The sequence below is a fragment of the Streptomyces lacrimifluminis genome (assembly GCF_014646095.1).
Lineage (GTDB): Bacteria > Actinomycetota > Actinomycetes > Streptomycetales > Streptomycetaceae > Streptomyces > Streptomyces lacrimifluminis.
On sequence record NZ_BMMU01000002.1, the window covers coordinates 138,614 to 155,203 of the forward strand.

At 71.4% G+C, this 16,590-nt stretch carries 16 protein-coding genes; 8 read left to right on the forward strand and 8 right to left on the reverse strand.

Translation table 11 applies throughout. The features are described from left to right. Positions 1 to 201: 201 nt before the first annotated feature. A complete protein-coding gene (locus tag IEY89_RS03765; RefSeq protein ID WP_189145806.1) occupies positions 202 to 843 on the forward strand; it encodes a peptide deformylase in 642 nt (213 codons plus the stop codon). Positions 844 to 870: 27 nt separating this feature from the next. Here the strand turns inward: IEY89_RS03765 and IEY89_RS03770 are convergent, their stop codons facing one another. Continuing rightward, positions 871 to 2,307 carry a dihydrolipoyl dehydrogenase family protein gene (locus tag IEY89_RS03770; protein ID WP_189145807.1) on the reverse strand — a complete coding sequence of 479 codons (1,437 nt, stop codon included), beginning with the start codon at positions 2,305 to 2,307 and terminating at the stop codon, positions 871 to 873. A 128-nt stretch (positions 2,308 to 2,435) separates the two neighbouring features. Here IEY89_RS03770 and trxA point away from each other — a divergent pair, with 128 nt between their 5' ends. Beyond that, positions 2,436 to 2,813, forward strand: a complete 378-nt coding sequence (gene trxA, locus IEY89_RS03775) for a thioredoxin (RefSeq protein ID WP_006376459.1) — start codon at positions 2,436 to 2,438, stop codon at positions 2,811 to 2,813. Between the two features lie 102 nt (positions 2,814 to 2,915). On the opposite strand, the gene IEY89_RS03780 is transcribed toward trxA, so the two are convergent. The 3 genes from IEY89_RS03780 to IEY89_RS03790 all read right to left on the reverse strand — a co-directional run bounded on the left by IEY89_RS03780 (position 2,916) and on the right by IEY89_RS03790 (position 6,593). After that, positions 2,916 to 4,361: an aldehyde dehydrogenase family protein gene (locus IEY89_RS03780; RefSeq protein WP_189145808.1), complete on the reverse strand. Its 1,446-nt coding sequence runs from the start codon at positions 4,359 to 4,361 to the stop codon at positions 2,916 to 2,918. 222 nt (positions 4,362 to 4,583) lie between these two features. Then, a complete protein-coding gene (locus IEY89_RS03785) occupies positions 4,584 to 5,618 on the reverse strand; it encodes a LacI family DNA-binding transcriptional regulator (protein WP_373287185.1) in 1,035 nt (344 codons plus the stop codon). A 288-nt stretch (positions 5,619 to 5,906) separates the two neighbouring features. After that, positions 5,907 to 6,593 (reverse strand): TetR/AcrR family transcriptional regulator, encoded by a 687-nt coding sequence (locus IEY89_RS03790; RefSeq protein WP_189145810.1) that lies wholly within the window; start codon positions 6,591 to 6,593, stop codon positions 5,907 to 5,909. Between the two features lie 119 nt (positions 6,594 to 6,712). Between IEY89_RS03790 and IEY89_RS03795 the strand changes: the two genes are divergently transcribed. Next, on the forward strand, positions 6,713 to 7,270 hold the full coding sequence (locus IEY89_RS03795) for an NADPH-dependent FMN reductase (RefSeq protein WP_189145811.1): 558 nt from the start codon (positions 6,713 to 6,715) through the stop codon (positions 7,268 to 7,270). A 168-nt stretch (positions 7,271 to 7,438) separates the two neighbouring features. Here the strand turns inward: IEY89_RS03795 and IEY89_RS03800 are convergent, their stop codons facing one another. Continuing rightward, entirely contained in the window at positions 7,439 to 7,921 is a 483-nt protein-coding gene (locus IEY89_RS03800) for an LLM class oxidoreductase (protein WP_373287186.1), read from the reverse strand. A 5-nt stretch (positions 7,922 to 7,926) separates the two neighbouring features. Next, on the reverse strand, positions 7,927 to 8,898 hold the full coding sequence (locus IEY89_RS03805; RefSeq protein WP_189145812.1) for a TerC family protein: 972 nt from the start codon (positions 8,896 to 8,898) through the stop codon (positions 7,927 to 7,929). A 261-nt stretch (positions 8,899 to 9,159) separates the two neighbouring features. On the opposite strand from IEY89_RS03805, the gene IEY89_RS03810 reads away from it, so the two are divergent. Together IEY89_RS03810 and IEY89_RS03815 are read left to right on the forward strand one after the other, a co-directional pair. After that, positions 9,160 to 10,134 (forward strand): alpha/beta hydrolase, encoded by a 975-nt coding sequence (locus IEY89_RS03810; protein WP_189145813.1) that lies wholly within the window; start codon positions 9,160 to 9,162, stop codon positions 10,132 to 10,134. A 250-nt stretch (positions 10,135 to 10,384) separates the two neighbouring features. Beyond that, a complete protein-coding gene (locus tag IEY89_RS03815) occupies positions 10,385 to 11,467 on the forward strand; it encodes a helix-turn-helix domain-containing protein (protein ID WP_189145814.1) in 1,083 nt (360 codons plus the stop codon). An 11-nt stretch (positions 11,468 to 11,478) separates the two neighbouring features. Here IEY89_RS03815 and IEY89_RS03820 read toward each other — a convergent pair whose 3' ends face one another. Beyond that, the gene (locus IEY89_RS03820) at positions 11,479 to 12,867 is read right to left on the reverse strand and encodes a glycoside hydrolase family 43 protein (RefSeq protein WP_189145815.1); all 1,389 of its coding nucleotides are present in this window, start codon (positions 12,865 to 12,867) and stop codon (positions 11,479 to 11,481) included. Between the two features lie 295 nt (positions 12,868 to 13,162). On the opposite strand from IEY89_RS03820, the gene IEY89_RS03825 reads away from it, so the two are divergent. The 3 genes from IEY89_RS03825 (at position 13,163) to IEY89_RS03835 (ending at position 15,528) form a co-directional block, all read left to right on the forward strand. Further along, positions 13,163 to 13,381, forward strand: coding sequence for an NfeD C-terminal domain-containing protein (locus tag IEY89_RS03825; RefSeq protein ID WP_229695046.1), 219 nt, complete (start codon positions 13,163 to 13,165; stop codon positions 13,379 to 13,381). Positions 13,382 to 13,554: 173 nt separating this feature from the next. Further along, positions 13,555 to 15,042 carry an SPFH domain-containing protein gene (locus IEY89_RS03830; RefSeq protein ID WP_189145816.1) on the forward strand — a complete coding sequence of 496 codons (1,488 nt, stop codon included), beginning with the start codon at positions 13,555 to 13,557 and terminating at the stop codon, positions 15,040 to 15,042. Positions 15,043 to 15,081: 39 nt separating this feature from the next. After that, the gene (locus IEY89_RS03835) at positions 15,082 to 15,528 is read left to right on the forward strand and encodes a type II toxin-antitoxin system PemK/MazF family toxin (RefSeq protein WP_189145817.1); all 447 of its coding nucleotides are present in this window, start codon (positions 15,082 to 15,084) and stop codon (positions 15,526 to 15,528) included. Between the two features lie 75 nt (positions 15,529 to 15,603). On the opposite strand, the gene IEY89_RS03840 is transcribed toward IEY89_RS03835, so the two are convergent. After that, on the reverse strand, positions 15,604 to 16,425 hold the full coding sequence (locus IEY89_RS03840) for a TIGR02452 family protein (RefSeq protein ID WP_189145818.1): 822 nt from the start codon (positions 16,423 to 16,425) through the stop codon (positions 15,604 to 15,606). Positions 16,426 to 16,590: the final 165 nt, after the last annotated feature.

A 16,590-nucleotide genomic window follows, 5' to 3' on the forward strand; every position in this document is an offset into this window, starting at 1 on the left:
GCGGGCTTCTCCGGTGGGCTGGGGACGGTGAGCGGGGAAGACGGCTGTGGGGGTGTACGGCCGGGGGTACGGCTCTGGGCGGTACGACTGTGGGGACGGTTCAGTAGTCGGACCGCCGGCCCGTCGAGTTCCCGACCCCGTCAGTGGCGTACGTCACACAAGAGGGCGCCGGGTGTCAGAGGCGCGTGGCATCCTGGCGCCATGGCAACTCCCCATGACCCGAGCACCCTTGCCGACCGGGTCGAACGACTCCTCGCCGTCGGCGGCCCGTTGCCGATCGTCGCCGCCGGGGACCCGGTGCTGCGCCGTGGCACCGTGCCCTTCGACGGGCAGCTCGGCCCGGAGCTGCTGGCCCGCTTCGTCGAGGCGCTGCGCGAGACGATGCGTGCCGCACCGGGTGTCGGCCTGGCGGCTCCGCAGGTCGGGGTGGGGCTGCGGATCGCGGTCATCGAGGACCCTGCGCCGGTGCCGGAGGCGGTGCGGGTGGTGCGCGGGCGCGTGCCACTGCCGTTCCGGGTGCTGGTGAATCCGTCGTACGAGGCGGTCGGCGCCGAGCGGGCCGCGTTCTTCGAGGGGTGTCTGAGCGTGCCGGGCTGGCAGGCGGTGGTGTCCCGGCCCGCGGCGGTGCGGCTCACCGGCCAGGACGAGTACGGGCATGCGGTGGACGAGGTGTTCACGGGGTGGCCGGCGCGGATCGTCCAGCACGAGACCGACCATCTGGACGGCACGCTCTATCTCGACCGCGCGGAACTGCGCTCGCTGTCCTCCGGCGCGGCCATGGCGGAGCGGTGGGCGCAGCCGACCCCGGCGCAGGCGGCCGAGGAGCTCGGGTTTCCCCTCTGACCGCCCGTCCCCGCCGACCGCCGGTTCCTACTTCCCGTCCCGGAATGCCTCCAGCAACCGCAGCCAGACCTCGCTGATCGTCGGGTACGACGGCACCGCGTGCCACAGCCTTCCCAGCGGCACCTCGCCGGCGACGGCGACGGTCGCGGAGTGGATCAGTTCGCCCACTCCGGGGCCGACGAAGGTGACGCCGAGCAGGGTCTCGCGGTCCAGGTCGACAACCATGCGGGCGCGGCCCCGGTAGCCGTCGGCGTACAGGCCGGCGCCCGCCACCGACGAGAACTCCACGTCGACGGCGCGCACCCGGTGGCCCGCCTGCTCCGCCTCGGCGAGGGAGAGGCCGACGGCTGCCGCCTCCGGGTCGGTGAAGACGACCTGCGGGACGGCGCCGTGGTCGGCGGTGGCCGCGTGGGCGCCCCAGGGGTCGGGCTCCAGGAGGGGTGCGCCGGCCGCGCGGGCGGCGATGGCGGCGCCCGCGATCCGGGCCTGGTACTTGCCCTGGTGGGTGAGGAGGGCGCGGTGGTTGACGTCGCCGACCGCGTACAGCCAATCGCTGCCGGTGACCCGGAGGCTGTCGTCGACCGACAGCCAGGAGCCCGGCTCCAGGCCGACCGTGTCGAGGCCGATGTCGTCCGTGCGCGGGGCGCGGCCCGTGGCGAAGAGGATCTCGTCGGCCTCGATCCGGTCACCGGTGCCCGTGACCGCCACGACGGTACCGTTCTCCCTGGTCACCGACTGGACCGACGTACCGGTGCGGACGTCCGTGCCCGCCTCGGCCAGCGCCTCGGCGACCAGTTCGCCCGCGAACGGCTCCATGCGGGGCAGCAGGCCCTTGCCGCGGACGAGCAGGGTGACCCGCGAGCCGAGCGCCTGCCAGGCGGTGGCCATCTCCACCGCGACGACACCGCCGCCGACCACGATCAGGCTGCCGGGCACCGACTTGGCGCTGGTCGCCTCCCGGCTCGTCCAGGGCCCGACCTCGTCGAGGCCCGGCAGGTCGGGCAGCTGGGCACTGGTGCCCGTGCACACGGCGACCGCGTGCCGGGCCGTCAGCGTCCGCGTCGAGCCGTCCTCGCCCGTCACTGTCACCGCGCGCGGGCCGGCCAGGCGCCCCCGACCCCGGTAGAGGTCGGCGCCGATGCTCTCCAGCCAGCCGATCTGTCCGTCGTCCTGCCAGTTCGAGGTCTCGTAGTCGCGGTGGGCGAGGACCGCTTCGGCGTCCAGGGAACCCTGGACGAGGTGGCGCAGGCCGGGTACCCGGCGGGCGTCGGCGCGAGCGATGACCGGGCGCAGGAGGGCCTTGCTGGGCATGCAGGCCCAGTAGGAACACTCGCCGCCGACCAGTTCGCTCTCCACGATCGCGGTGGACAGACCGGCCGCGCGGGTGCGGTCGGCCACGTTCTCCCCCACGGGTCCGGCACCGAGCACCACGACGTCGTACACGTTGGTTTCCGTTTCCGTCATGGGGTCAGTCTGGTAGGTGGCGTGGCCCGTGGCCACACGGGTATCGGCGCGGAATACGCGGTGGCCGGGCCGTGTTGTGCGAACGCCACCGGCAACGACCCGACAGCAGGAAGAAGAGGAATCAGGTCATGAGCAGCACCGTGGAGCTGACCAAGGAGAACTTCGACCAGACGGTCACGGAGAACGAGTTCGTGCTGATCGACTTCTGGGCGTCCTGGTGCGGGCCGTGCCGTCAGTTCGCCCCGGTGTACGAGAAGGCCGCCGAGGACAACCCGGACCTGGTCTTCGGCAAGATCGACACGGAGGCGCAGCCGGAGCTGGCGCAGGCCTTCGGTATCCAGTCGATCCCGACGCTGATGATCGTCCGGGACCAGGTCGCCGTGTTCGCGCAGCCGGGCGCCCTGCCCGAGGCCGCCCTGACGGACGTCATCGGGCAGGCCCGCAAGCTGGACATGGACGAGGTCCGCAAGTCGGTCGCCGAGCAGCAGGCCCAGCAGGGCGAGTAGCCCCCGCCGGGGCCCGCGCCCCAGGGGGGCGCAGCCCCCAGGGGCGCGGGGAACTGCGCGACCAGCCACTCGGACCCGCAGCCGACAACGCACCGCAGCGTTCTAGAAGGGGTACGGGGCGACATCCCCCCGTACCGTCGTCCACCGCACGTCCGTGAACGCCTCCAGGTTGGACTCACCCCCGAAACGCGCACCCGTGCCGGACGCGGCGACCCCGCCGAAGGGGGCCACGGCCTCGTCGTTGACCGTCTGGTCGTTGATGTGGACGATCCCCGTCGGAACGCGTTCGGCCAGGTCGAGGCCGCGTGCGGTGTCCCGGGTGATGATGCCGAGGGAGAGCCCGTAGGGGCCGGCCGAGGCGAGGGCGGCGGCCTCGTCGAGGGTGGTGAAGGGGCGTACGGGCGCGACCGGGCCGAAGACCTCCTCGGCGTAGGCCGGGGTCCGGTCGTCGACGTCGGCGAGAACCGTCGGCCGGTAGAAGAGGTCCTCGTGCGTTCCGCCCGCCGCCAGTTTGGCGCCGCCGGCCGTGCTGGACTCCACCAGGCCGTGGATCTTGGCGAGTTGGGAGCCGTCGATGATCGGGCCGAGGTGGACCTGCGCGCGGAACGGGTCGCCGACAGCGAGGGAGTCGGCCTTGGCGGCGAGCCGCTCGACGTACTCCCCGTACAACGACTGGTGGACGAGGTGACGGCCGGTCGTCATGCAGATCTGGCCCTGGTGGAAGAAGGAGCCCCAGGCGGCGGTGGAGATCACCGCGTCGAGGTCGGCGTCCTCCAGGACGATCATGGCGGAGTTGCCGCCGAGTTCGAGGTGGGCACGCTTGAGGTGGCGGCCGGCCGCCTCGCCGACGGCCCGTCCCGCCCCCGTGGAGCCGGTGAAGGAGATGACGGGCACCAGCGGGTCCGCGACCAGGGCCTGGCCCGCGTCCGGACCGCCCGGCAGGATGTGCAGCAGGTCCTCGGGCAGGCCCGCCTCGGCGAAGACCGCGGCCAGGGAGAGCCCGCCGCAGACCGCCGTGCGCGGGTCCGGCTTCAGGACGACCGCGTTGCCGAGCGCGAGAGCGGGGGCGACGGAGCGGATGGAGAGGATCAGCGGGGCGTTGAACGGCGAGATCACGCCGACCACCCCGACGGGCACCCGCCGTGTGTAGGACAGCCGGGGCGCCTCGGAGGGCAGCACCTGCCCGGCCGGCCGGGAGGCGAGGGCGGCGGCCTCGTAGCACTCCTGGGCGGCGACGTGCAGCTCGAACTCGGCCTTGCCGGGTATCGAGCCGGACTCGCGGACGATCCAGTCGCGCAGCTCTTCGGCGTGCGCGGCGAACAGGTCCCCCGCCTTCCGGAGCACTCCGGCGCGGACGAAGTGCGGGGTGCGCGCCCAGGCCGCCTGGGCGGTACGGGCGGCCTGCGCGGCCGGTCCGACGTCCTCGCCGGTGGCGAGCACGACCGTGCCGAGCGCCTCGCCGGTGGCGGGCTCGGTGACGGCGTACTCGGGGCCCGACAGGGCACGGGCGGCATGGGACTGCCAGGTCTTGGGGTCGAGCAACGGCATTGCGGCTCTCCGTTTCGTCACCGGCGGGACGCGCGGAGCGAACGCGAGTCCCGTGTGGTTCGCGGCCGTTCGTCAGCCGCGGGGCGGGATGCGGTGATCCGGCGCGCGGCGAAGCAGCACACGGCGTCCGGTGGTCGACGGCATCCCCACTGGTTGAGCGTGCAACATCCTAGTCACGCCGTACGCGAACCGCGCCGCCCAAGTCGCCGCGTGCGGACGCCTTCAGCTGGAGTCGCGGTGGACGAGCGTCGCTTCGTGGACGTGGTGGGTCTCGGGGGCGGCGCCGGGGTTGCGCACCGCCCGGTCGACGAGTTCCGCGAGATCCCGGCCGGCCGGGAGTTCGATGTGCACCGTGCTCAGGCTGGGCCGCAGCAGCCGGCCGAGGACCAGGTCGTCCGCGCCGACCAGCGCCGTGTCGTCCGGGACGGAGACTCCCGCGTCCTGCAGGGCCCGCATCAGGAGCATCGCGTACTCGTCGTTGAACGCGAAGACGGCGTCCAGGCCGAGTTCGGGCCAGCGGGCGGCGAGTCGGGCGGCGGACTCCTCCTCGTACGCGAGCGGCAGCACGGTCACCGAGGCGTCCGTGCCCTCCACGGCGCTGCGCACCCCGTCGAGGCGGGGCTTGGAGAAGACCTTCAGGCCGGGCTCCTCTGGCACGACGACGCCGATCCGACGGCGGCCACGGGCGTACAGGTGCGCGCCCGCGACGCGGCCGACTCCGGCGTGGTCGACGAGCAGGCTGTGCGCACCCTCGATGCGCTCGGTGCCGAGGGTGACGACAGCCCGGGCACCGGAGCGTTTGAGGACGGCCACGCCCTCCGGTCCGATCCCGCCGACAGGCACGAGGACCGCGGCGGGCCGCAGTTCGGCCCAGGCCCGGGCGGCCTCGTCACCGCGCAGACCGACGGAGGCGTACTGGACGACGGTGTAGTCGAGGCGGCTGAGCGCCCACTGGAGTTCGTTGATGAACCGGCTGTAGAGCGGGCCGATCGGCACGCTCGGCGCGGGCATCAGGACCAGGCGGCTGTGTCCGGCCCGCAGACTGCGGGCCGCCGCGTGCGGAACATACCCGAGCTCCTTCGCGGCCTCGTGGACGCGCCGGCGGGTGGGTTCGCTGATCCGGACGGCACTGGTGTTGTTGAGGACGTAGGAGACGGTTGCGCGCGAGACGCCGGCCAGGCGGGCCACATCCGCGCTCGTGGGCACGGAGCGCGGCTGGGGCGTAGCCGGGGCGGCCGAATTCGGTATCTGCACCATGACGTATGGCATCTTTGCAGAAGCTCGGGGCCCGGTTTTGACCGGGGGAACTTCGCAATCGATCCGATAGCAAAGGCGGTTGACGAAAACGCTTCGGGAAAGCGCTTTACTGAAACGCTTTAAAAGATCATTCGCAGCCGCCCGGGGCCTGTTGTCCCACCACTTCACGACCGCATGACGCACTGAACGCGCTTTCCGGACAGCTGGTGTCAAGTCCCGGACAGCAGTGACCGGTTGACCACCTCCGTGCGCCGGAGTGCGACCGGCGCAGTTGGCCGAAACTCGCGCTCAATGCGAAGGCGCGCCGCCCGTGATCCGGTCCACGAGGTCGATCCAGCCCGCCTCGAGCCGCGCCGGCGCCATCCCGCACTGCTTGGTCAAGTGATGGATGAGGGCCGGGTCCAGATATCCCATCAGCGTTTTCGCGAGGAGTTCGCAGTCGGCGCCCGGAATCGCCTGCCGCAGCAGCATCCCGACATGGGCGGACAGCACCATGCGCGGTGCGGAAGCGAAGCGGCGGTCCGGTTCGCCCTCGGCGGCCAGTTGCAGTTCCAGTTCGTCGACGGCCCGGCGCAGCACCGCGACACCGAACGCGCGCAGCCGCTCCACGGGCGGCGCCCCGGGTCCGAGCGGCGGCGGGCCCGTCAGGAAGGCGGCCTGGAGTTTCCGCTCCGAGTGGTCGAGCAGGGCCATCAGCAGACCGGTGCGGTCCCCGAAGCGCCGGAACACGGTCCCCTTGCCCACCTGCGCCGCGGCGGCCACCGCCTCCATCGTCACGCCGGCCGCACCGAACTGCTCCACCAGGCGGGCGGCGGCCTCCAGCAGGCGGGCGCGGTTGCGTGCCGCGTCGGCGCGCAGACACGGCTCGTCGGCTCCGGCCCCGGTAGCGACGCCGGGACCGGTACCCAGTTCCAGCAGTTGGTGCTCACCGGCCCGCCACTGGGGCTCCGGGAGGATCGGCAGGGAGTCGGACATGAGGCCAGCGTAACGCCTCGGTAAGAAAACTGGACCACGGTCCGTTTCGCTGGTAGAACTTTAAACGGACCTCGGTCCGGATCGTAACGGCAATGTTTCAACCCTCTGTGGAGTCCCCCATGTCTGTTCGTATCCTTGCTCTCGTCGGCAGCCTTCGTGCCGGTTCCACCAACCGCCAGCTCGCCGAGGCGGCCGTGAAGCACGCCCCGGAGGGCGCAGAGGTCGTGCTGTTCGAAGGTCTCGCCGACGTCCCGTTCTACAACGAGGACATCGACGTGGAGGGCAGCCTGGCCGCCTCCGTCGTCGCCCTGCGCGCGGCCGCCAACTCGGCCGACGCGCTGCTGCTCTTCTCCCCCGAGTACAACGGCACGATTCCGGCCGTCCTGAAGAACGCCATCGACTGGCTGTCCCGCCCGTACGGTGCCGGCGCCCTGACCGACAAGCCGGTCGCCGTGGTCGGCACGGCGTACGGCCAGTTCGGCGGCGTCTGGGCGCAGGACGAGGCCCGCAAGGCCGTCGGCATCGCCGGTGCCAAGGTTCTCGACGTCAAGCTCGCCATCCCCGGCTCGCTGGTCCGTTTCGCCGAGACCCACCCCTCCGACGACGCCGAGGTCTCCGCGCAGCTGGCCGAGGTCATCGGCCTGATCCACGGCGAGGCCACGTCCGCCGCCGCCTGATCGACGTACGCATGACGGAGGGCCGGAACCGCACGGGTTCCGGCCCTCCGTCTTGCCCCGGCCCAGCTCGCCCGTGCGCGGCCCCAGGACCACTGTCTCGATGCCGACGGACTTGGCGTAGCCCTCGGTGTCCCGACCAAGGCGTCGACGCCGTTCGCCTCGGGTGCGTCACCCCTGGAGACAAGCGTCCTGGCGATGTCGTCGTACGGGATGAACTCCGGGCGCGGTGAGCTGGCGGGCGCCGGGACGCACAGCGTCTCGGCGAACCGGCAGCGCGTGCCGTCGAAGGGCCCGCGTGGTGGCGAACTTGGCGAGCGGTCCGGGGTGGCGGTACGTCACGCCGGTCACCAGCGCGCCGAGGCGGACCGTGGAGGTGCGGGCGGCGCGGAGGCCGAGGGTCGTGCATGCCTCCGGCATCGGGTCCCCGGCGGCGCCGTTGAACTCGATGCTCGACGTAGTGGTCCGTGACCGTGAGCCGGTGGGCGCCCGCCGCCTCGGCCGTGGCACCGGCCGCCGCCGGCTCGGGGCCGAGCGCGGGGCCGCCTCCGGGTGGCCGAACCGATTGACGTGCACGCCGACCCGCGTGTCCGTCTCCCGGTCGCCTGCCTCCAGCGGTGTTCGACGAGCGGCGCTGGTTCTTCGAGCGCTCACGAAGGTCAGGCCCGAGACCGGGCCGCTTCGGCCTCCTCCTGCTTCTTCGACGCCCGCAGGCTCGTGACGGTCGTGACGGCCAGGACGAGGACGATGAAGCCGAGTGAGAAGGGGATGGAGATCTCCGGGACGTGGACGCCGGACTCGTGCAGCGCGTGCAGCACCAGTTTCACCCCGATGAAGCCGAGGATGATCGACAGGCCGTAGCTGAGGTGCACCAGCTTCTTCAGCAGGCCGCCGATGAGGAAGTACAGCTGGCGCAGGCCCATCAGGGCGAAGGCATTGGCGGTGAAGACGATGTACGGGTCCTGGGTCAGCCCGTAGATGGCGGGAATGGAGTCGAGCGCGAACAGCACGTCCGTGGAGCCGATCGCGAGCATGACGACCATCATCGGCGTCATGATCCGCTTGCCGTTCTCCACGATGAACAGCTTGGTGCCGTGGTACCGGTCCGCGACACCGAACCGCTTCTCGGCCATCTTGAGCAGTTTGTTCTCCTCGTACTCCTCCTCGTGCGAGCCCTTCTTCGCGTCCTGGACCAGCTTCCAGGCGGTCCAGATGAGGAAGGCGCCGAAGATGTAGAACACCCAGGAGAACGTGGAGATGATCGCCGCGCCGGCCGCGATGAACCCGGCGCGCAGCACGAGGGCGACCAGGACGCCGACCATCAGCACCCGCTGCTGGTACTGCGAGGGCACCGCGAACTTGCCCATGATCAGGACGAAGACGAAGAGGTTGTCGACGCTCAGCGACTTCTCGGTGATGTATCCGGCGAAGAACTCACCGGTGGGCTTGGACCCGCCGTAGATCGCCAGCCCGAGCCCGAACAGACAGGCGAGGACGACCCACACCACGGTCCAGGTGCCGGCCTCCTTCAGGGACACGTCGTGGGGTTTGCGGCCGATGAAGAAGTCGACGGCGACGAGGACGCACAGGCCGACGACAGTCAGCGTCCAGACGGCGAATGAGACGTTCACAGGTACTCCAGAGGAAGGGGGGCAAGGGCAGCGTTGTCATCACCCCTGATCATTTCCACCCCCATATGGTGAACAACGATTCATCACCTGGCAAAATCCCCAGGTCAGGTGGCGCGGGTGCCGGTTCGGCCGACGCGCGGGCCGACCGGGCTACCCGCCGTACGGCGGGCAAGTCCCGCCGTACGGCGGTGGGCCGGCACCCGGCGGACGCGCGGATCATCACCGTACGATCCGCCGCACGCAGCATGAGGAGCACAGGCAATGACGCTTACGCCGCCCCCGTTCGACCCGGAACTCGCCGCCGTCCTGGAGATGCTCAAGGACGCGGTGCCGCCCCAGCTGACCATGGACGAGATCGAGGCCACGCGCAACGGGCCCGGTCTCGCGATGCTGGCGGACATGGACCTGACGATGGGCGGCGCCTTCGAGGTCGAGGACCGGGTCGTGCCGGGCCCCGAGAACGCGCCCGACATATCGCTGCTGATCTGCCGACCGGTCGCTCCGCCGACGGACGGTCCGCTGCCCGTGATCTACCACGTCCACGGCGGCGGCATGGTGATCGGCAACAACCGCGTCGGTGCGGACGCCGCGCTGCGGTGGGCCGAAGAGCTGGGCGCGGTCGTGGTGTCCGTGGAGTACCGGCTGGCGCCGGAGCACCCGTACCCGGCGCCCATCGACGACGTGTACGCCGGGCTGCTGTGGACCGCCGGTCACGCCGGGGAGATCGGCGCCGACCCCGAGCGGATCGTCATCGCGGGGGCCAGCGCGGGCGGTGGCCTGACGGCCGCCCTGGCACTGCTTCTCAGGGACCGCAAGGGCCCGCGCCCTCTCGGGCAGCTGCTGATGTGCCCGATGCTCGACGACCGCAACGACACCCCGTCCACGCACCAGATGGCGGGCCTGGGCGTGTGGGACCGCACGGCCAACGACACGGGGTGGACGGCGTTGCTCGGCGAGCGGCGCGGCGGCCCGGACGTCTCCCCGTACGCCGCCCCGGCCCGTGCGGAGGACCTGTCCGGGCTGCCCCCGGCCTTCCTCGACGTCGGCTCCGCCGAGACGTTCCGTGACGAGGTCGTCGCCTACGCCACGGGCCTGTGGCAGGCCGGCGGCGCCGCCGAGCTGCACGTATGGCCGGGCGGCTTCCACGGCTTCGACGGCTTCGCCCCCCAGGCGGCCCTCTCCCAGGCCTGCCAGGCAGCCCAGATGAACTGGCTGCGCAGGCTACTGGCGGAGTAAGAGGCATGGGGCTGCGCCACCCCCGATGGGGCGCAGCCCCATCGGGGGCGCGGGAAACTGCGCGACCAGCCTCCACCGGGCCCACGGCACAGGAACCACCCCTCCCACGGCCCGCCACCCAGCGGCCAGCACCGACACGCCGACCGGCGCCCGGCGACTCCAAGGGGCGCGGGGAACTGCGCGGCCAGCCCCCACCGGGCCCGCAGCCGAGGAACCGCGCAACCTGCGGAGCAACTGGCACCATGGGGCCATGAAAGAGCTGGCCGGGCGGCTGACCGCGCTGGATCCGGACGCCGGCGCCGCCGTCCGGGTCATCGCCTACTTCGATCGGCTGGCCGAGCACCGGGCCGGCCTTGAGGCGCTGGTGCGTGGGGTCGCCGTGCTGGCCGGGTGTCCCGCGCGGCTCTCCGACGCCGGGCGGCGGGTGCATCTGCGCGTCGAGACCGACGGGCGGCGCCGGGACACGGAGCAGCCACCGGACCCCGCCTGGCCGGCCGCCGCGCTGTCGCCGGACGGTGCCCCGGCGCTGTGGCTGGAGCGGGCAGGCGCGCCCAGCGTCGTCGACGCGGTGATCCTGGAACGGGCGGCGGCTGCCATCCGCCTCGTCCTCGACCGCACCCGCGGTCGCGCACCCTCGGCCCTCGCCGACGACCCGGCGCTCGTCGAGACCCTCCTCGACGCCGCCGCACCCGCGCAGGTGCGGCTGCACGCGGCTCGCTGTCTGGGCCTGGACACGGCCGCCCCGGCCCACGCGGTCGCCCCGCTCGGCGGCCCGCCCCGCGTCCTGGCCGCCTCCGCTCTGCGCGGGCCGGTATCCGCCGAGGGCCGGCCGCCGGCCCGGGAGGACTCGGCCCGTGCCAAGCCGGCCGCCGGCACCGGGTCCACCGGCCCCGTTCTCCCGTCCGGCCGGGTCGGTGTCGGCCCCGCCGTGCCCGTGCTCGAACTGCCGGACTCCTGGGCCGCCGCCCGCACCGCGCTCCGTTTCACCGCCGACGGCACTCCGCACGCCCCCGGACCACGGGTCGTGTACGCCGATGAGCTCGGCGGTATCGGGCTGCTCGCCGAACTCGTCGTGCCGGGGGCGGATCCGCCGCCCGATGTGCAGGCACTGGAGGCCGCGGTCGCGGACGCACCCTGGATGCTGACGACGTTGCACGCCGTCGCCTCGACGGCGAGCCTGCGCGGCGCCGCCGCCGAGGTCAACGTCCACCACTCCACCCTTCAGGACCGGTTGGGCCACGCCGAGGCGCTGCTCGGGTGGCCCGTCCGTACCCCGCAGGGCCGACTCAGACTGCAACTGGCGCTGACCATGCGCCAGTTGGGGCGGTCGTAGCGGAAAAGAGGCTACGCCCAGGCCGTCACCGGGACGAAGGAGCTGTCCTGGCGGAAGGTGTCCGTGCCGTCCGTCAGGTCCACGCGCAGCTGGTAGTTGTAGTGGCGCAGGAAGTAGCCCGGGTAGTTGTACGACTCGAAGCGCACCGACCCCGACGTGGTGCCCGTCCGGGCGATGAACGTGGCGTCCTTCGCGAAGGTCGACGTACCGTCGTTGGCGTCGAACCGGGCGCGGTAGTCCCAGTGGCGGAGGTAGTTGCCGGAGCTGTCGCGGAACGAGTAGCCGTTGCCGTCGGCCAGTCCGGCGACGACGGTGAAGGTGGACGCCTGCTTGAGCGCGGTGGTGCTGGAGCCGCTCACCACGGGGAGGTTGAGCAGCGAGGACTGCACCTGCCAGTACCGCGTCGAGTAGTTGACCGACCGGAAGGAGCGGGTGACGCCCTTCGACAGGGCCGGGCCGCCACTGACCGTCTCCTTGACCACGGTGAAGTGACGGGCCGTTCCGGAGATCGAGGGCAGTGCCTTCGCGGCGGTCCAGGTGGCGAACGTGTCGTAGCTGTCGCTGTAGTAGTACTTCCCGTCACCGTAGCCGTCGAAGAAGATCCGCCAGCCGCCGTTGTCGAGCTGGATCACGGACGGGCCTTCGCGGTAGCTGCCCCAGCCGGCCCAGTCGCCGGTCTTCGAGATCGTGTAGGGGCCGGCGAGGCTGGTGGCGGTGGCGTACTCGATGTACTTCGTCGTCTCGTTCTTGGGGAAGGCGTGGTAGGTCGAGCCGATCTTCACGATGTACGTGTCGATGTGGTTCGGCCCGATGCCCGACAGCGCCACCGGTGAACTCCACGCCGTGAGCGCGGAGTTGGTCGCCTTCAGCAGGTACGGCGTGAAGATCCACTCGTTACTGGTGACCGAGCAGGACACGATGATGTTCACGCTGCCGTCGCTGTCGACGAACCACTCGGGTGCCCATGCCCGGGACAGGCTGGCGATCGGGACCGTGTAGTCGTACAGGAAGGTCCAGTTGACGCGGTCCGAGCTGCGGGCGAAGCCGATGGTCGTGCTGGTGTCCTGCCAGGTGTGCGTGGTGTAGGTGACGTAGTAGTAGCCGTTGGTGTGCTTGATGACGCTCGCGTCGCGGATGCGGTTGCTCGGCGGGGTGTAGGCCGGGGACTTCACGAGCCGGAAGTCGGTGGCGTCGTCCGACTGGTAGACGTTCACCGTGCCGTCGTTGCTGTTGAGGAACGGCACGATGGTGTACCGCGTCGCGGAGCCGCTGGGCGGGGCCGCCGCGGCGGCGGTGCCGAGCAGTCCGGGCAGTTCGCCCAGGACGAGCGCCGAGGCGGGCAGGGCGGCCAGCGCACGCAGCAGGCTGCGGCGGGAGGGCGTGGGGCGGGGACTGGTCACGTGCGGCTCCTTGGTGATCCAACCGACGGCTCTCCACGTTCGACATTGCGAACGCAGTTCGGTAAATCGGTCAGACCGTAAATCCGGGTCGTGCGCACGTCAATACTTCGGACACGCTCCGACCTGTGAACTTCTGCCCGGACGGGGCGCATTCGACATCCCGCACCGCACCAACCCGTCAGCCGGCACCGTGCGGTAGTGAAGCTGTGCAATCACTATGGGGGAACACACCGAAGCGGCGCGGAGATGCGCGACGGAGGTGCCCCGGTGACTACCTGGCCCGTACGCTGTGACCATGGACGACGCGGCGATGGTCGGCTTGATGGGGCGGGTGACGGGCACGATCGGGCCGGGGCTGGTCGGCGAGGTGATCGTCCGGGTGCGCGGTGGCGCCGAGCACTTCCTGGCGTATCCCTCTGCGGCCCAGGACCGTATCGAGCGGGGGACGGTGGTCATGGTCGTCGAGTACCTGCCGCCGCGCACGGTGTACGTCACCGCCGCGTACGACAGTTGAGCCCGCACGAGGGCTGAGACCGGCGAACGCGCGGTCGTGGGGTCCGTACGTCTGCGGATGATCACGTGTGCGTCAAGCTTGCAACAAGGATTCCTCAGCCGCTGTACCCGGGCCCCGCACAGGAGCACCCTTGCGTCGTTCGGTGCCGAAAGGGCACCAGGCAAAGGGGGCGTATGCCGATGTTCGTCGGCGTCGTAGCGGGGGCCGCGGTAGTAGCCGTCCTCGTACTCATCGGTGTTTTCAAGATGATGTGGCGGGTCGCTGAACCCAACGAGGCACTCATCATCTCCGGTTCCAAGCACAGGACCGAAGGCCTTGAGGAAGGCATGGGGTTCCGTATCGTCACCGGGCGGGGCACTCTCGTGCTGCCCGGGATGCAGGCGGTGCGCAAGATCTCGCTCGACCTGAACGAGACCGAGCTGCACGTGGACTGCGTGACCACGCAGGGCATTCCGCTCAAGGTGCGGGGCGTGGTCATCTTCAAGGTGGGCGACGACTTCGTGTCGATCGCGAACGCGGGCCGCCGTTTCCTCGACCAGCAGAAGATGATGGCGGAGCGCGTGCACAACGTGTTCGCCGGTCATCTGCGGTCCATCGTCGGCGGGTTGACCGTCGAGGAGATGATCCGCGACCGCGAGAAGCTCACCGGGCAGACCCGGGCCGCGTGCGGCACGGAGATGGAGAAGCTCGGCCTGATCGTGGACTCCCTCCAGATCCACGAGATCGAGGACCCGACCGGTTACATCAAGAACCTCGCCATGCCGCACGCGGCCGCCGTCCAGCGGGACGCGCGCATCGCGCAGGCCGAGGCGAACCGTCTCGCCACCGAGGCCGAGCAGAAGGCCGCGGCGCTGATGTCCGAGGCCACCCGGGACAGCGAGATCCTGCAGGCCGGATATCAGGCGGAGCGCGACAAGGCGGCGGCGAAGGCCCGGCAGGCCGGACCGCTCGCCGACGCCGCCGCCCGCCAGGACGTCGTCGTCCAGGAGACACGCATCGCCGAACTCGACGCCCTGCGCCGGGAACAGCAGCTCCAGGCGGACGTCCGCAAGCCGGCCGACGCCCAGGCCTACGAGACGCGGGCGCGGGCCGAGGCCGAGCGTGACGCGCGTATCTCGGCGGCGCAGGCCAAGGCCAAGGAGACGGAGCTCGCTGCCTTGGCCGAGGCGAACCGGGTCAAGACGGCCGCGACCGCCGAGGCCGAGGCGACCAAGGCACGTGGTGCCGCCGCCGCGATGGCGACCAGGGCCACGGGTGAGGCCGAGGCCGCCGCGTCCCAGGCCAAGGGCCTCGCCGCCGCCGAGGCGACACGGGCGAAGGGGCTCGCGGAGGCCGAGGCCATCAAGGCGCGGGCCGCCGCGCTCGCGGAGAACCAGGAAGCGGTGGTCGCCCAGCAACTCGCCGAGAACTGGCCGGAGATCGTGAAGGCCGGGGCGTCCGCGTTCGGCAGCGTGGACAACATGGTGGTCCTCAACGGCGCGGACGGCATGGCGGAGATGCTCGCCAAGGCCCTCACCATGGGCGGTACGGGGCTGGGGCTGGCCCGGCAGCTGCTCGCGTCCATGAACCAGAACGGGCAGACGCCGAACGGCACTTCGGCGCTGAACGGGCTGGCGGCGCCGACGGTACAGAAGGTGCCGGTGGAGAAGGACGAGGGGTGATGCGGTGACTCACGGGGCTCAGGCTCTAACGTGAGCCCCGTGACCGCCCTTCCCGATGCCGAAGTCCCGGGCCGCTACGGCCCTTCCGCCACCACCGAGGCCGACCCTCGCGATGTGGGGCGGGTCCGTACGGAGTACTCGCCCGCCCACGACGGGGATCCCGATCCCGGGGAGATCGTGTGGACGTGGGTGCCGTTCGAGGAGAACGACGGCAGGGGGAAGGACCGCCCCGTGCTTGTTGTCGCTCGCGAGGCAGCCGGGTCGTTTCTCGCCGTGCAGCTGTCCAGCAAGAGGCACGACGGGGACCGGGAGTGGGTTCCGATCGGGAGCGGGCCGTGGGATCGGACCGGCCGAGACTCGTGGGTGGCTGTGGATCGGGTGCTGCGGTTGTTCGAAGGCGGGATGCGGCGGGAGGCCTGTGCGTTGGACCGGATGCGGTTCAACTCCGTTGTGCGGCGGTTGCGGGAGCTGTACGGCTGGCAGTGAGGGGTTCGGTCGTGGGGCGCGTGCGGGTTGCGCGTGGCTGGTCGCGCGGTTCCCCGCGCCCCTGAATGCCGCGCCCTAGGGGGCGCTTGCTCCAGCGAAGGCACGTTCGAACGCTGCCCTTGTTGTCGTGCCGGTCGTGCGGTCCAGGATCGCGAACACGACCCTCTCGAATCTGCCCTCGAAACGGCCGCCCACCAGCAGGTTCCTGAACGCACCCGCCACCGTGCCCGGGTCGTTCCGGAACACCCCGCAGCCCCAGGCGCCCAGCACCAGGCGGCGGTAGCCCTCTGTGGCTGCCGTTTCCAGGACCCGTTCCGCGCGTGATGCCAGGGCCCGGGGGATGTCCGCCGCCCGCTCGGGGGCCGTTCGTCGTACGACGCCCGCGTTCGGGGCCGCCGAGGTCAGGAAGCCCGCCGTGTACGGGTCGTCCAGGAGGCGGCCCCGGTCGTCGCGGAAGACCGGTACCCCGGGTGAGTGGATGACGCGGTCCGTGTAGAACGGGTCTCGGTGGGTGCGGTGGTGGTCGTAGAACTCGCGCACCCCCGTCAGACAGGTGTACAGGGCCGAGGCTCGGCACAGGGCCTCTTCCTGGGCCTGGGCGCCGTTCAGGTAGCCGCCGCCCGGGTTGCGGGCCGAGGAGAAGTTCAGGACCGCCACGGGGCCGGGGAGACGGCGGGCGGCCTCCAGGCTGCTCTCGCCGGTGACCTCGAAGGACGTGTCCAGTGATGAGTCCGCCGGGGGTACGTCCAGCGGGCCCGGGCCGTAGAGGCGTGTGCCCGCCCGGGCGGCATCGATCGCCGCGGCGAGTCGCACCTCGCGCCCGTCGGACGCGCGGTAGGAACCGGCCGCGACGATCTCCTCCGTACCACGTGCGAGCTCGCGCAGTCGGGCACTCATGGCGCCACCCCCGTGTGCGCCATGACCGTGCCCGGTGCCCGCTCCCCCGCCGTGCTCATACACGCATCGTGGGTGATGCTGGACGGGCGGTGCAACAGAGTTTCCCGGGTATGCGAACGGCTCACCAACACCATGGAAACGGAGATCCATCGTCCCGAAAGTGCC